The sequence below is a fragment of the Hominibacterium faecale genome, from assembly GCF_020734085.1.
In the GTDB taxonomy this organism is placed as follows: domain Bacteria; phylum Bacillota; class Clostridia; order Peptostreptococcales; family Anaerovoracaceae; genus Hominibacterium; species Hominibacterium faecale.
In genome coordinates this window covers 353,708-369,508 of record NZ_JAJAGH010000003.1, presented here as the reverse complement: position 1 = coordinate 369,508, position 15,801 = coordinate 353,708, and the positions used below count along the sequence as shown (strand labels likewise).

General features: G+C 47.6%; 14 protein-coding genes. 1 reads left to right on the top strand and 13 read right to left on the bottom strand.

The features are described 5' to 3' along the window. Nucleotides 1–59: 59 nt before the first annotated feature. From hemW to gpr, 5 genes are all read right to left on the bottom strand, one after another. Entirely contained in the window at nt 60–1,229 is a 1,170-nt protein-coding gene (gene hemW / locus LG211_RS04475; RefSeq protein WP_227755055.1) for a radical SAM family heme chaperone HemW, read from the bottom strand. Continuing rightward, nucleotides 1,213–3,024: a translation elongation factor 4 gene (lepA, locus tag LG211_RS04470; RefSeq protein ID WP_148394759.1), complete on the bottom strand. Its 1,812-nt coding sequence runs from the start codon at nt 3,022–3,024 to the stop codon at nt 1,213–1,215. The genes hemW and lepA overlap by 17 nt, the downstream gene beginning before the upstream one ends. Nucleotides 3,025–3,400: 376 nt before the next feature. After that, a complete protein-coding gene (locus LG211_RS04465) occupies nt 3,401–3,580 on the bottom strand; it encodes a hypothetical protein (protein ID WP_148394746.1) in 180 nt (59 codons plus the stop codon). A 1-nt stretch (nt 3,581) separates the two neighbouring features. Then, nucleotides 3,582–4,469, bottom strand: a complete 888-nt coding sequence (spoIIP, locus tag LG211_RS04460; RefSeq protein ID WP_148394744.1) for a stage II sporulation protein P — start codon at nt 4,467–4,469, stop codon at nt 3,582–3,584. Between the two features lie 22 nt (nt 4,470–4,491). Beyond that, nucleotides 4,492–5,379 carry a GPR endopeptidase gene (gpr, locus tag LG211_RS04455; protein ID WP_148394742.1) on the bottom strand — a complete coding sequence of 296 codons (888 nt, stop codon included), beginning with the start codon at nt 5,377–5,379 and terminating at the stop codon, nt 4,492–4,494. 242 nt (nt 5,380–5,621) lie between these two features. On the opposite strand from gpr, the gene rpsT reads away from it, so the two are divergent. Beyond that, nucleotides 5,622–5,894: a 30S ribosomal protein S20 gene (gene rpsT / locus LG211_RS04450; RefSeq protein ID WP_148394740.1), complete on the top strand. Its 273-nt coding sequence runs from the start codon at nt 5,622–5,624 to the stop codon at nt 5,892–5,894. A 4-nt stretch (nt 5,895–5,898) separates the two neighbouring features. Here rpsT and LG211_RS04445 read toward each other — a convergent pair whose 3' ends face one another. The 8 genes from LG211_RS04445 to LG211_RS04410 all read right to left on the bottom strand — a co-directional run bounded on the left by LG211_RS04445 (nt 5,899) and on the right by LG211_RS04410 (nt 15,722). After that, a complete protein-coding gene (locus LG211_RS04445) occupies nt 5,899–6,231 on the bottom strand; it encodes a hypothetical protein (protein WP_269477055.1) in 333 nt (110 codons plus the stop codon). Nucleotides 6,232–6,332: 101 nt separating this feature from the next. Then, complete coding sequence (locus LG211_RS04440) at nt 6,333–7,499, bottom strand: M20 metallopeptidase family protein (protein ID WP_269477054.1); 1,167 nt, start codon at nt 7,497–7,499, stop codon at nt 6,333–6,335. 339 nt (nt 7,500–7,838) lie between these two features. After that, nucleotides 7,839–8,609, bottom strand: coding sequence for a phosphonoacetaldehyde hydrolase (gene phnX, locus LG211_RS04435; protein ID WP_227755053.1), 771 nt, complete (start codon nt 8,607–8,609; stop codon nt 7,839–7,841). Next, complete coding sequence (gene phnW / locus LG211_RS04430) at nt 8,602–9,696, bottom strand: 2-aminoethylphosphonate--pyruvate transaminase (RefSeq protein ID WP_148394732.1); 1,095 nt, start codon at nt 9,694–9,696, stop codon at nt 8,602–8,604. The genes phnX and phnW overlap by 8 nt, the downstream gene beginning before the upstream one ends. Before the next feature lie 38 nt (nt 9,697–9,734). Further along, nucleotides 9,735–12,380, bottom strand: a complete 2,646-nt coding sequence (locus tag LG211_RS04425) for an extracellular solute-binding protein (protein ID WP_253019581.1) — start codon at nt 12,378–12,380, stop codon at nt 9,735–9,737. 18 nt (nt 12,381–12,398) lie between these two features. After that, on the bottom strand, nt 12,399–13,205 hold the full coding sequence (locus LG211_RS04420; protein WP_148394728.1) for an ABC transporter ATP-binding protein: 807 nt from the start codon (nt 13,203–13,205) through the stop codon (nt 12,399–12,401). Between the two features lie 527 nt (nt 13,206–13,732). Next, nucleotides 13,733–14,230: a DUF2798 domain-containing protein gene (locus LG211_RS04415; RefSeq protein WP_148394726.1), complete on the bottom strand. Its 498-nt coding sequence runs from the start codon at nt 14,228–14,230 to the stop codon at nt 13,733–13,735. A gap of 127 nt (nt 14,231–14,357) precedes the next feature. Next, a complete protein-coding gene (locus LG211_RS04410; RefSeq protein ID WP_227755050.1) occupies nt 14,358–15,722 on the bottom strand; it encodes an MATE family efflux transporter in 1,365 nt (454 codons plus the stop codon). Nucleotides 15,723–15,801 lie beyond the last annotated feature (79 nt).

Here is a 15,801-nt window from a genome sequence, read left to right as displayed (position 1 = left end):
AGCTCAAAACCGGCCTGTGCGCAACTGGCCCGCCGGGAAACTATTATAAAAGCGAACATTTATAAGAACTCCGCCATGATTTCATTGGAGCAGTCGATGCCCGCCTCAGTTAACGCTAAACGCATATCGGTCAAGGTCAGATATCCCGCCTCCTCGTATTCCTGGATCGCCGGCAGCTGATCTTTATAAACCGAAAAAAAGTCAGCTTCAAATGTCCGCCGGAAATCCGCCATGTCCAAACCTTCCATTTTCCTCAGAGCTGTGAACACGTACTCGCCAATCAGCTCCTGCCGAGTTTCTTCTCCGCTGCTCGATGGATCGACTGGCAGCCGTCCCTCACGGATCTGTTCAAAATATGAGTCTAAATCAGAAACATTGCAGCGTCTGCCCTGATCGTATGAAAAAGCGTGGGCTCCCAGTCCCGCTCCGTAGTATTCGTCAAAATTCCAATATTTCATATTATGGCGGCAGACAAAGCCCGGTTTGGCGCAGTTGGAAATTTCATAATGCTCATATCCAGCCTCCTCCAGCAAACGGATCCCCTCATGGTACATAGCCCGGTCTTCTTCCACCGGCGGCAAGTCCATTTTCCCGTCACGATACATGCGGCAAAACTCCGTGCCTTCTTCCAATTGCAGGCTGTAAAAGGAAATGTGTTCAGGCGAAAGCTCCAGGACCTGTTTCAGCGAGCCGCGCCACACCTGCCCGCTTTGCTTTGGCAGGCCGAACATCAGATCCACATTGATATTAGAAAACCCCGCCTCCCTGGCTGCCAAAAAATTTTCTGTCAAATCCCTGCCGGTATGAATCCTTCCCAGCAGGGAAAGCATCCCATCATCCATAGACTGAGCGCCCATGCTGAGGCGGTTGATCCCGGCCCTGCGATATACCTTCAATTTCTCTGCGGTCAAGGTGCCGGGATTTGCTTCCATGGTCACTTCCGCCGTATCCGCAACGCAGAAAGCGGCTTCCGCCGCTTCCATGATTCGCTCTATATGGTCTGCCGGAAGAAGGGACGGAGTTCCCCCTCCGATAAACACTGTATCCAATTTTATATGCTTCCCCTGGTACAGGGAAAGTTCCCGGATCAAAGCCTCCGTATATCTTTTTTGAAGCGCTTCATCCGATCCCCCGAAGGAGAGAAAATCGCAGTATGCGCATTTTTTCCAACAGAAGGGGATGTGAATATAAAGGCCTGCCGGCTTTTTTTCCCTATTTATTTTCATCATACTTGAGTACCGCTGTGAACGCCTCCTGCGGTACTTCCACCGTACCGAACTGACGCATGCGTTTTTTCCCTTCCTTCTGCTTTTCCAGAAGCTTTTTCTTTCGGGAGATATCGCCGCCGTAGCATTTGGCGATTACGTCTTTACGATATGCGCGCACGGTTTCTCTGGCAATGACTTTCTGCCCGATAGCCGCCTGAATGGGCACCTCAAACTGATGCATGGGGATGACTTCTTTCAGCTTGGAGCAGACGAAGCGCCCTCTTGCATAGGCTTTTGATTCATGTACGATCATGGAGAACGCGTCCACCAGTTCTTTATTGAGGAGCACATCCATCTTAACCACATTGGACTTTTCGTAGCGCAGGAATTCATAGTCCAGGGAGCCGTATCCTCTGGTTTTGGATTTGAGGGCATCGAAAAAGTCGTAGATGACTTCATTGAGAGGCATTTCGTAATGAAGCTGCACTCTGCTTTCAGTAATGTATTCCATGTGAATCAGCTTGCCCCGGCGCTCCTGACAGATTTCCATGATATTGCCCACATAATCCTTGGGGATCATAATGTCGGCTTTTACAATAGGCTCCTCGATGTGGTCGATCTCCATCAGATCAGGCAAATTGGACGGATTCTGCACCATTTCTTCCGTACCGTCATTCATGATCACTTTATAGATAACGCTGGGCGAAGTGGTAATGACCGCCAGGTCAAATTCCCGTTCCAGCCGTTCAACGATAATCTCCATGTGGAGCAGTCCCAAAAATCCGCAGCGGAATCCGAATCCAAGCGCAGTGGACGTCTCCGGTTCAAAGTGAAACGCTGCATCGTTGACCTGGAGTTTTTCCAGAGCGTCTTTTACGTTTTCGTATTTTTCACCCTCTGCGGGGTAAATTCCGCAGTAAACCATGGGCTGAACTTTTTTATATCCGGGCAAAGGCTTGTCCGTCGGATCCTCATCTAAGGTAATGGTATCGCCCACTCTGGCATCGGCCACCCGTTTAATGCTGGCGCAGATATAGCCTACCTCGCCGGCTTTCAGTTCCTTGCAGGCAACTGGACCGGGTGAGTAGATGCCCACTTCTGTCACTTCATATTTTTTTCCGGTGTTCATCAAACGGATAAAATCACCGGTTTTCACTTTGCCGTCAAAAATCCTGGTATAAATGACGACTCCTTTGTAATTGTCATAATAGGAGTCGAAGATGAGCGCTTTTAGCTTCCCGTCCAAATCCCCAGACGGCGCCGGAATTTTGGCCACGATTTCCTCCAAAAGGTCTTCGATACCAATACCTTCCTTGGCAGAAACCAGCGGCGCCGCAGAAGCATCGATTCCGATCACTTCCTCTACTTCCGCTTTGATTTCGTCAGGTCTGGCGCTGGGCAGATCGATTTTGTTCAGGGTGGGCAGGATCTCCAAGTCCTCGTCTAAAGCCAGGTACACGTTGGCCAGGGTCTGGGCCTCGACCCCCTGGGTGGCATCCACCACCAGCACTGCCCCTTCACAGGCAGCCAGGCTGCGGGAGACTTCATATGTAAAGTCCACGTGCCCCGGCGTATCAATCAGATTAAAAATATATTCCTTTCCATCCTTCGCCTTGTAGACCAGACGCGTGGTCTGCAGTTTGATGGTAATTCCCCGTTCCCGTTCCAGTTCCATATTGTCCAGAAATTGTTCCTTCATCTCTCTTTGGGAAACAAGGCCGGTCTTTTCGATGATTCGGTCTGCCAAAGTGGATTTTCCGTGGTCAATGTGCGCAATAATACTAAAATTTCGAATGTATTTCTGATATGAATTCATGGTTTCCTCTCTTCTTTTCAAGTTCTCATTCATTTTACTTGAAAAACGGTCCAAATTCAAGGTACAAAGCGATCAATTCTACCTTCTTAATTAAACTTGCTTTTGCAACCTGCTCGCCAGCAATTGCATGTCCACGATCAAAATTTTACCAAACCGCGTTCATTTCAGACAGTTTTTGGCCTATTATGTGACTATCCAGAGCTGCGTTCAGGAGACCACCGGCTGACTGTCAGAATTCACGATCAGCAGCGACTTTTCTGATACTTCCTCTCTGCGGCTGTAGAAACTCCTCGGGGAGAGTGCATCTGAAAATTCAAAAAAGCTGGCGCCGGGGTCCGGGGCCACACCATAAGTCACAGATCCGGGGAAACTTCTATTAAAGCTTGCCCTCCAGCCCAAAGAAGGAAACGCCTATTTTGCCGTCTTCCGTCTTGGTTACTGCAAGTCCGCTGTTTCCTCCGCGGCCGGTCGTCTCGCTGCATGATCGATCGACAGCGATCAATGCACTTGTCCCTAGAAAAAAAACCATAAATATCGCGATGCATTTTTTTAACATGCTATTTTCCATCCTCCTCGATAACAGCAGCCAGTACATGGGCAAAATATTTGCCAGTGGCTTTTACTTCTTTGATATTATTCTGATTGTTTCCGATTTCCAGCAAAAGATATTTATCGGCAATATATTCATTGTATCGGTATGTTTTCTCAATAGCTCTGCCGCCGAACCCTTTATACATGGCCTCTGCCTTGTTATTAATTTTATTTGCAAAAGACTTGAGCTTGCTGAAGTTTGCATTGTTCTGACCGACCACCAGACTGAATTTGGCTACGGTCTCACCATTAATTGTCGTAGTCTTGCCTACATTCCCTGCGTATGCGGCAGCATCTCTGTGCAGGTCGATTATGTATTTAGCGGTTGGATATTTTTTCATCAGTGCCGTAATTGTCTCCAGAGAGCGGTCATAGGACTGATTATAGGACGGCCTGTCGTGGATGGTTTTATCGTGGACCACGCCGATCCCCAGGCTCTGCAATTCTGAAGTCAGCACATTGCCCACGTCCCGCACCGTCCCCTCTTCCTTTTCTCTGTGAAAATTGCTTTCCGAATAAGGCTGATAGGATTCCGTACTGTGGGTATGGTATATGATTACCAAAGGCTTGCTATTATCAGCCTTTTTTGTTTCTTTTTCAGGCTGGTTCGTTTCCTCTGCCGGCCGGGCGGTTTCCTGCACGGTTTTTTCTGTGGCTTTTTGCGAAGTCTTGGTCTCTTTTCTTTCCACGCCCCGGTCAATGGCCGGGTAGACCTGGGAAACACATAACTTTCCCAGATCGGATCCGCTCACCTTCAATTCCGGCAGACGTCCTTCCTGCAAACGCTGCCAGAAAAATAAGGTGGAAAGAAGAAAGCAAACTCCGCATATGACCGCCATTGTTTTTTTGTTCATCGTTTTCCTCCATCAGTTGCTCTTACGAATATATGCCGGGATGAAGGGTTTTATTTATGCCATTTGCAATTATATCGGAAAAATCTTTGATAATTTGATCGATATCCGTTGAAGTGACGATCATATCCTGGCCCTTTTCCTCGATGTAATCGTCCACCTTCTGGGCCTGGGGCATATTGGCCTCCAAAGCTTCGCGGATGATCGTTCTCGAATCGATGACCGTCGGTACGCCAATGGCAATGACTCTGCGGCCTAGGGTCTGTTCGGAAAGGCCGGTACGCACGTTTCCCATGCCGCCGCCCGGATCAATGCCGGTATCGTTGATCTGAATGGTGGTACTGACCCTGTCTATGTTTCTAGCTGCCAGAGAGTCCACCACAATAACCACTTCCGGATTGGAAAGCTCCACGGCGCCTTTAATCAGCTCTGCAGTTTCCATACCGGTGGAACCTGTGACGCCGGGAATAAAGCAGCTGACACAGCCCAGCTCATCATCCCCGTCCGCCTCATACATAATGAAAAAATGACGGGTCACTTTAATTTTGGAAACTGTATACGGCCCCAGCGCATCCGGTGTGACCTTATCGTTGCCCAGGCCAACTACCAAAACCTTCAGATGATAGTGGAATTTAATCAGTTCCGCCAATTCCTTGGCAAGGGCTTTGCCCGCCCGTTCTTTGATTTCATCCTTTTCTTCCAGAATACCGTCCACCTCAATGGTAATATAATTGCCCATAGGCTTTTCCAGCTGCATTTCACCGATTGGATTTAAAATTTTAATTCTGGTGGATGTAATATCCTCATCGTATTTGATCTTTTCCAGGGAAACGCCTTCGATATCCTTGGCGCTGCCTCTGGCTTCATCGAGAAGCTCTTTGCGCTCGATGGCCAGGTCTGTTCTGTATTTCATTTTGTACCGCCTTTCTTTTTTAGATATGTATGGGAAACATGGCAGGCTTGGATTTACACCAGAAACACCATCTGCAACAAGTACCGTTGGAACTGGCCACAGTGGACGACCTTACGAAATATGCCGCATTTTTCTATGTCACTTCTGAGTATTTTCTATTTTCCCCTTGCAAATCCTATTTTATTCGTATATACTAAAACTTGCGAATTTAGCTAAAAAATATGAAAGTGGGGTAATTTTTAATGGCAAATATTAAATCCGCAAAGAAAAGAATCCGTGTTATCGACAAAAAGACTGCAAGAAACAGAAGGATCAAATCCCATCTGAAAGCAATCTTAAAGAACTTTGATGAGGCAATCGAAGCGGGCGATCTGGAAACAGCAGCTGAAAAGCTGACGCTGGCTGAGAAAAAACTTATGCAGGCTGCTGCAAAGCACACGATTCATAAGAACGCCGCATCTAGAAAAGTATCCAGATTAACAAAGAGATTCAATCAGGCGAAAGCCGCACAGTAAAGTCTCACCCGTCCCCACCCGTGTATAAGTTAAATACACATGCAAATGAGCAAATAAAAACGATGGCAGTGTCTCCCATCGTTTTTTCTTTTTTGTATGTTTTGTTGTTCTGCAAGTCGTCTTTATGGATCCGGCTTGCTGCTTCTTCAAGAAAACCCTTGCAGAAACCGCTTTTAATGGCCAAATAATCTCCCCCTAATTGGACCAGCGTCCCAAATACATCTTCTTTCAGATCAATCTCAAAAATCACAATACACTCCGATCCCAGAGAAGCCGCATATTTTTGCAGGCTTTCTTTGTCCAGGACAATATGGTTTCTGGTGCTTATCGGTGTCATTCCGCTTTCCTCCTTATTCCTATTTTGTACAGGTTTATTCCGGAATAATTTTAGCCTTTTCCCCGGGGAGGCACAAGAATATTGCAATTTTCGACACTTTTTTACTGATATAGGGTATTCATGCAGATTCTTACCAGAGTTTCAATGCCCACAGCCAGACACTCTTCGTTTACTTGGAATCTGCTGGTATGTAAGCCGCTGTTCTCTCGGCCCTCAAATCCGCATCCCAGGAAGAAGTAGGCCCCCGGAACAACCTGTAAGTAAGAAGAAAAGTCGTCAACCGTCATCGATTTCCGATTGAGTTCGATCACTCGCTTGGGTACTGCTGCCCGAACCTGTTCCACAGATTGACGGTCGTTGACCAGCCCTTTATAGCCTTGGGCAAAGTTCACATCAATGGCAAGGCCCATAGCCTGCGACAACCCTTTGGCGATGATACGAATCCGCTCGCACAAAAGATCACAGACCTGACAATCCTCACCCCGAACGATACCATCCAGGTTAACCTGCCTGGCTAAAATATTTCCAGCCTCGCCGCCCTGTATGCGTCCAAAGGAAATAAGCCCTGCTTTCACTGGGTCCAAATCCCGGGACAGGATTCCCTGGCATAAAGATATAAATTCTGCGGCTCCATAAACAGCATCACGCCCCAAATCCGGCTTTGCTCCGTGTGCCGGCGTTCCTTTGACGCAAACCTCCATCATCCTCGATTCGCCGTGAACAGTTCCATATTGGATGCCGATGGTTCCCGCAGCCAGCTCCGGTTTTACATGAAAGCCGAAGATCTGGTCCACCCCTTCCAAAATATCCACATCGATCAATCGGTCGGCGCCGCCTTCGCCCTCTTCATCCGGCTGGAAAATCAGCCGCACATTGCACGGCAGCACGTTTTTCATCCTGCACAGCACTTGGGCCAGTCCAACTAAGACGGCCGCATGGGCATCATGACCGCAGGCATGCATAAGCCCTGCCCTTCTTGATCGATAGCTGACCAAGGCTTCTTCTGAGATGGGCAGCGCATCAATATCAGCGCGAAAGGCGATTGTTCTTTTTTCTTTATAATCCCCACTGCCTTGGATATCCGCCGCCACCGCAGTTGCCAGAGGGCGATAAATCGCAAGTCCCATATCCTTCAATTTTCTCCCGATCAAAGTGGATGTCTTGAATTCTTCGTTGCCCAATTCCGGCCAGCTGTGTATTTCCTCAAAAACCTCTTTGGCGACCCGCTCCGCCTCCAAAATGTATTCCTGCAGGTTTTGTATAATCATATTCATACACCCCTTTCCATCCACTAATATATGTGGCCGTAAGAAAGGGTATGTGCCAGTATTGGGAATCGCTGAAAAAGAAAAAAGCCTTTTACATGATTCTTATATGCGCTCGGCATATATTTCCGCATTTATATGCCATTGGCCGTCATCCTTTACGGTAACATTCTGCCAGTGAAAACGGTTTCCCATATAGGTAACGCTTCGTGTGCCTTCAGATATGAGGTACCCAAACTCATAGTATTCATGAGAATGGGAGGGGAACTTGTCAGAATATCCCTTAACCTCAAATGTAAAGAAACTGACTTTTGAAAAGTCAGTTTAAAAGGGCTTAATCGTCTATTCAACAAAATCAACCATTTCCTTCAAAGTCATAAACACCTCATCTGCACCCGCCCGGCGGAAACTGGCCGCTGCTTGTCTGCAGAGCCTGTCTTTCTCGCCGGCAGGCAGGCTGCTGAATTCCTCATGGGAAAGGCCCATTTCCGAGCTGCCGACAATTACACCCGCTGTCAAAACTCCGGCGTTTTTCCCCTCCTTAATATCGGAAATGGTGTCGCCGATCTTCAATACTCTCCGTACATCGCCCAAACCGAGCGCTTCCATGTTTCGAAAAATCATATAAGGATATGGCCTCCCCTTCTTGTCCGTGGAATCAGGGCTGAACCACACATCGGGAGCATAGCCCTTTCTTTTTGCAGCCGGGGCAACGACCGCCATCATTTGATCCGTATAGCCGGTGGTGGAGCCAATGGCAATTCCCATCCGCCGCAGCCGCTCCACCGCAGCCGGAACATCCGGCTTGGGATCGGCAAATCGACCCAAAATTGTCATCAGCTTTTCTTCAAAGATTGCATACAGAGCCTGCGCATCCTGTTCTCCAGGTTCCTTTCCATGTAAGTTCACCCATGCATTTCGAATCCTTTCCATTTTAAGCATGGTACGGATATGATCGATCTTGAGCATACCCATAGGAATTCGGACCTCTTCTATAGTAGGCAGGACCCCATATTGTTTAAAAACCTCCATAAAGGCCTGTACCGGAGCAAAGCTGCCATAGTCAACTGTGGTCCCGGCCCAGTCTAGTATTACTGCGTCGACTTTATGCATGTTTACTTTCCTCCAAAAAATCCTTTATGATCTCGCAGAGCTTAATCATATCTTCTCTATAGATCTCTCCAATATTGCCGATGCGGAAGGTATCGGCCTCTGTTACCTTTCCAGGGTATATGGCATAACCCCGTTTCTTAATATAGGTATACATCTCCTGAAAAGAAAATTCACGATTTTCCGGGTAATAAAATGCTGTAATAATTGGCCCTTGATGGGCTTCCTCAATATACGGCCGCATGCCCATTTCCTTCATTTTACTGATCAAAAGGCGGTTGCTGTCCCGATAGCGTTTATTTCTGGCCGGGATTCCGCCCTCCCGTTCCAGTTCATTCAATGCTTCCGCAAACGCCAGCACTGTATGGGTTGGCGATGTAAAACGCCATTTACCGTCTTTTTCCATGGCCTCCCACTGGGCATACAAATCCAGCGACAGGCTTCTTGCCTTACCCTTCGCCGCCTGCAGGGAGTCTTTGCGCGCCAGGATGAAAGAAAATCCAGGTACGCCTTGAATACACTTATTGGCACTGCTGACCAGAAAGTCAATTCCCCAGTCGGACATTGGAATATCAATACCGCCAAAGGTACTCATGGCGTCTAGAATAAAGGTACGCCCATTGTCTTTCACCGCTTGGCCCACTGCCCGGGCATCGTTTAGGATGCCGCTGGTTGTTTCTCCATGGACCATAGCCACGTGAGTGATATCCGGATTTTGCTGTAAGATCTGCACCACTTTGCCGGCATTCGGGATGCGATCGTTTTCTTCCAAGTAAAGCTCCCAGTGCAGCCCCGCATGACCGGCGATATCCGCCATTCTCAGACCATAAGCTCCATTGGCTGCGATCAGCAATTTTTCTTTTGTACCGACAGTACTTGTGAGTACTGATTCTATTCCGAAGGTGCCGCTGCCCTGCATCAGAACAGAGGTATATTCCTGCTCATCCACATGGGCCAGCTCCAGCAATTTTTTACGGATCGTCCGGGTGATCGATTTATAATCGTCGTCCCAGGTACAATGGTCAATCATCATGGCCTGTTTGACAGACTCCGTGGTTGTCAGCGGACCGGGCGTTAATAATTTGTACATCTTGTCTCTCCTTGTTTGTCAATCTTAAAGCATTATGATTATTTGCAGCTCTCCGATAAGGCTTGATGCTGCTCCAGCAAATCTACTGTCAGCGGCTGACTATAGGTTTTGGGGTTACCCAGCTTATTCTCTGAATCTACCGTTTCCCCTTCATAAAGCGCTACCGGATAGTATTCCATAAGGCCTGTTCTTGCCTTTTCTACGATACACTGGGCCATCTCCATGGCTTTTTCCTTGGACTGGTCACCTTTATCTAAAACAGCTACCGACTCAGTCAGAGTAAAATTCCCTTCTGTGGGATCGATGTAATCGATGGGAAGCCCTTCCTTTTTATCTGCCACAGCCTGAGCCCGCAGTCCAAAGCCAAGAGATACTTCGCCAGCTCGTATTTTCTTCAGAGGGCCGGATCCTGATTCTTCCAGATGAGGTCCGACATTTTCGTAGATACCAGTCAGAATTGTTTTTGTCTCCTCTTCCCCATATTCCGAAACCAGCGCCTGAACCAGCAGCCAAGCTGTAGAGGAGGATGCCACATCTGTTACGGAAACCTTTCCTTTATATACCGGGTCGGCTAGGTCTTTGATGGACTTGGGAACAGGCAGGCCATTGGCTTTCATTTCTTCCGTATTGACAATGATCGATCCGGCATTGCAGATAATTGGAGCCGCGTAGGACGGATGCTCGTCGATGGTCTTTGCTTCGAAGGTTAAATCCTTGAACATTTTATTTTTTTCCTGTGCGCTGTCCAAATAGTAGGAACTCATGGCTACCAGGTCGGCTTCCATATCTGCTCCCTCTGCGATAAGTTTGCCTCCCAGCTCAGAAGTACCGAATGTCTGAAACAGATATTGGCCTTCAAAGCCATTGTCATCCAAAGTCTTTTTCATAACTTCTACAGCCTCATCATCGGAATTGGCATAGATGATTACTTGTTCATCACTGCTTCCGCCGCATCCGGTCATGGCAAAGGCACCGGTTCCGACCATCAGCGCCAGCATTACAGCCGTTGCCCTCTTTAACAATTTTGATTTCACCATTTTTGTTTTTCTCTCCTTTTTTTCAGTGTTTTGTGATCTCTCCGCCAGTCGATTGAATACGATCTGGAAGACCAGGTTGGTTGCCAGAATTAGCAGCGACAGTACGAAAATCTCATTAAATTTATTAAAGTATTGCAGTTCTTTTATCTTTGTCGTGATGACCATCGTTCTGGCGCCGGCGATAAAGATCACGGCACTGACGGTTACCATCGCATTGATAAAATAGTAACTGAAAACTCCTAAAAGGGACGCCGCCGCATTGGGCGTCACCACTCTGGCGATGGTTTTAAGCCAATTATCTCCCATGAGCATGGCCGTCGTTTCCCAGGAAGCGTTCATCTTGGAAAGGGAATTCTTCATCATCAGATAGGGGGTGGAATAAAAGTGAATGATATTGCAGATGATCAGAATGATCAACGTATTCTGCAGGGAGGTTCCGGAAAAGCTGAATAAAAACGCCAGCCCCAGCACCATGCCCGGTATGGTATTGGTTATCAGTGCAATTCCCTCAATGATGCTTTTCAGCCTTTGGCTGACGCTGCTTCTAGCCGTCAGCAGCGCTGAACCGTATGCGATCACAGTTCCTATGACCGCTGTGGCCAGGGCAACTGCCAGCGAATTGACATACACGCCCGAAAGGCTGGGATCACTAAAAACTGATTGAAAATGTTCCAAAGTGAAATCCGTATAATACGGCCAGTCTTTTACAAAGGGAATGATCAAGATGACCGCAAAGATGGATAGGATACCTGCCAGCAGAAACCCGCTCATTACACCGCAGACCACATCTCTTCCCTTACAGGGCTGGATTTCTATGGCAGAAATTTTATTATAACGGACGTTATAACGTTCCAGATACCGCAGGATTGTAATGCTGACCACGGAAGGCACCAGCATCACCAGAGCCACTACGGCACCGTTACCGAAATTGGGGATGCTGCCTAGCATTTCATTATAAAGAAGGCTGGCGATGACCTGAAATTCCCCGCCCACTGAGGCCGGTATACCAAAATCGGTAAAGCACAGAAAAAAGGTCTGAATAAACGAAGCAGCCAACGTTCCCAAGAGAGGCCGGAGTATGGTTGCCTGAAAGGTTCGCAGCGGTGAATCCCCCATGATCCTGGATACGATCATAAATCGCTTGTCAATATATCCCATCGTGTTGTTGATGAGCATAAAGGAAATTGGCAATGTATAAATCGTATAACCCAGCAGCAGGCCGTTGAAACCGTAAATCTCAAAGAACGGATGTCCGAAGATCCGAGTCAGCAGACCTTGCTTGCCGAAGGAATAGATAATCGCGAAACCGTAGGTAATGGTCGGCAGCAGCATGGGCAGTACGGCAGCTTTTCGGATCAGGTCTTTGTATCGCTGTCCGACTCTGGTATAGTTCACGGTATAGGAAAGAAAGAAAGCGATACAGGTTGTCAGCGCCGCGCTGCTGGCAGCTACCAGAAAACTGTTGCCCAGCGCTTCCAAGAATCCTTTCCCCGACAGAACATCCATGTAACTTTGGATAGAAAGCCCATCATCTCCATAGAAGGACTTGATCAGCAGCTGGATCATCGGTACGGCCAAAAAGATGGCAAAGACGATGCACAGGGCGATGAAAATCAGCTTTAATTCACGATTCTTTTTTGTTTCCATGATTTTTCCGCCGCCCCCTTAGATTGCCCGGATTCCCTGAAGCTTGGCCTGCACCTGGGTCTGGCTTTGGGCTGCCTTTATCTGGGCGGCAAACAGGCGGTAGATATTGTTCTTTTTGATTTCCAGCTGATTCAAAATAAAGTTTTTCACAAAGGCATTTTCCGGAGCCATGATAATATCTTCCGGCCTGCCGAACTGTGAAATGCCGCCTTCGTTGAGGATCATGACCCGGTCGGACAGGGTCAGGGCTTCTTCCGGGTCGTGGGTAACGATGATCGTAGTCAGATGGTATTCCTTTGCAATGGTTTTGATTCTATCTTTGATGGATTCTTTGATGACCCCGTCCAGAGCGCTGAGCGGTTCATCCAGCAGCAAAATTTTGGGTTTCATTACCATCGTCCTTGCCAGTGCCACTCTCTGTTTTTGCCCTCCGGAAAGCTGATCGATTTTTTTATCAAGATGGGGCTCCAGTTCAAGCAAGCGGATCAGATCCCCCACTTCTTCTGTTGTGGAAATATCCGGTTTATTTCTCAATCCGTAGGTAATGTTCTTATATACGTTGAGATTGGGGAAGAGTGCGTAATCCTGAAAAACGATATTAAAGCCCCGTTTCTCCATAGGCACATCGGTCAGATCTTTGCCGTCAAAGATAATTTTTCCCCCGTCGCTTTCCGTGATGCCTAGAATCAGGTTCAGCAGGGTGGTCTTGCCGCATCCGGATGGTCCGAGAATGGATATGATTTCTCCCTCTTCAATTTCCAGATTGATATCCTCCAATACCACTGTGTTATCATAAATCTTTTTTACATGTTCCAGTATCAGCATAATTGTTCTTCCTTTCCTTTGCTATATCCAACAGGGAAATCCTCTCCCCTGATCTCTGATCTTCTTTTCGAGGCAATTATACTGCCGGGCGGTTTCAATTACAATTAAACCCCGGTTAAGTTTATGTAAATCTCTTGTTAATGAGAGCAAAGATGCCACTTTTGAAGGAATGGGAGTTTTTGCGTGAGAGGCAAAAAATATATACGAAATTTACACTGTTTTCAACGATTGAGCCATCTCAAACTCGGCTTGAAACAGGAAACTCTACTTTTTGCCAAGATCAGGCCCCGCTAACCAATAACTTTGCGAAAAAAACAAAAAATTTCATAAAAATTTTCCGGGCTCCGGGCTCTTGCGGCTGGCTTCGGAACATTGCCCACGCCAGCCGCATGATTCAATGCAAAAACTCCCCATTGCTGAGGAGTTTTCGCTCGTTGATTTAAAGGAGTGCAAAATGTCAAAGATTCAAGCACTTACCTTATACTATGCCGATCGCCCGTCCAGTGTTCCTGATCCGTGCATCATTTTTAATTGACAGTCAAGTTCTGCTCCTGCCCGCAGCTTAATTGTCTTTTAAATATGCTTTGAAAAACAAGGCGCACCACCGGCCCTGCGATCAAAAGCTGCCAGAGAAAAGCCATCGGCAGATTACGTACAAACGTGTGAAGCCAGACTGTCGCCATCGTTTTACTCAAACCGTTAAACAGGATTGTGGCCGTCAGACTCATCAGCGGACACATCAAACATACTGTCGCGATCGAAACAGCAAGAATAACGGTAATCTCCCGGCTTTTCTTCACATCTACAATTTTAAAAGCGATCCATCTGGCCAAAGGCCCCGCTATGATCGATTCCAAACCAATCACAATAAGCATCAACACCGCCATCTCCCATACAGGAACAACAAATGAATCCGCAGATAAGCCTTTGTTTCTCAGCAACGCGTTATAAACCTCCATCCCGTAGACCATTGCCAGGGCCATCATCATACCGAAGATCACTTTCTGAAATTTTGTTTTAGGCATTTTTCCTTTATCCTCCTTGTCTTTTGTACAAAAAAAGAATGCGCCGGTCCTTACCTGGACTTACGCATTCTTTGCCACTCGGTATTTTTATTTTAGCAATACAAACTTTTTTTGTCAAGAAGTTCTTCTATGCGGCCTGGGGCAGCCGATCTAGCGCCTTATCGTCATATCTGGCGTTCATTCTTCTCAGATAAATCAGGCAGATAATCAATGAAAAGATCGTTGAGACGGGTGAAGCGATCCCCATTGCAAATAAGGACGTGCCCACGGCCTGCCTGAGGAGCAGCGCCAAAGGAACCCGGACCAGGAAAGTAGCGGCCAGATTCTGGGCCATATTGAAGATGGTCCTGCCGTATCCATTGAGATAGCCTCCCAGGCAGTAAACGATCCCTGCCAGAAAAACATCCCAGGAGTAAGATTGGAGATAGGTTGCTGCCAAATGCATGACTTCCCCATCCTGGGTAAAGATTCCGGTCAAGGTGGTGCCGAAAAACTGGCAGTAAGCCGCCACCAAAAACCCGTAGGTCCCGGTCATCCATAAGGAAGCCTTCAAACACTTTCTCGTTCTCACATACTCCCCGGCGCCGTAATTTTGCGCTACCATGGCCGATACTGCCGCATTCATGGCAATGGGCACCAGAAAGAGAAACTCAACCAGCTTCTCCACTACACCCACCGAAGCCGATGCCACCACGCCAAAGGGATTGATGATGGCCACGATCAGCAAAAAGGATACGCCCACCAGAATATCCTGTATTCCCAGGGGAATTCCCACTTTGAAAAGCTGCTGAAACTGCTCTTTATGAAAGCGGATATCCTTTACAGAAAAGGAAAATCCCAGCCCTCTCCTGAGCAAAAATACTACGGAGAAGAGAAAGCTTACTGCCTGAGCAAAGGTGGTAGCAATCGCAGCGCCGGCCGCGCCCATACCCATATAGCGAATGAGTACGATATCCAGTACGACATTGACAACGCAGGCGATGGCCACAAAGAGCAGCGGCGATTTGGAATCGCCCAGACCCCGCATGATTCCGCAGACCACGTTGTAGCCGGTAATAAAAAAGGCGCCGAGCGAACAGTAGAAGAGATAATCTCCCGTATTTGCAACCGACTCCTGGGGCGTATTCATCCATAAAACGATGGCATCCTTGCCTGCCAGCAGCCCGATTGTAAGGACTGCACCGATCAGGGCAAAGGTAATGATGGTGATGCCCATCGTTTCCCGCAAGGCCTTCTCATTCTTCGAACCCATATATTGGCCGAGGAGAACGGTTATGCCCATGGTCAGCCCGATTATGAACTGGGTAAAAATCATCATCACCTGACTGCCTATGGTTACGCCCGAAACATCCGCCGTGGAGGCGAAATTGCCCACGGTCAGCAAATCAGTGACGCCATATAACGATTGCAGCAGCTGGGCCAGCAAGAACGGCCCTGCGAACTGAATTAACTTTTTGTACACATTTCCCTCTGTCAAATAATTTACACTCATCTTTATTCCCTCCAATAACAAATCTTGCATCCGTCACGGACAAATGGTATTATAGAGTGTGTTGTAACAACGCAGTCAA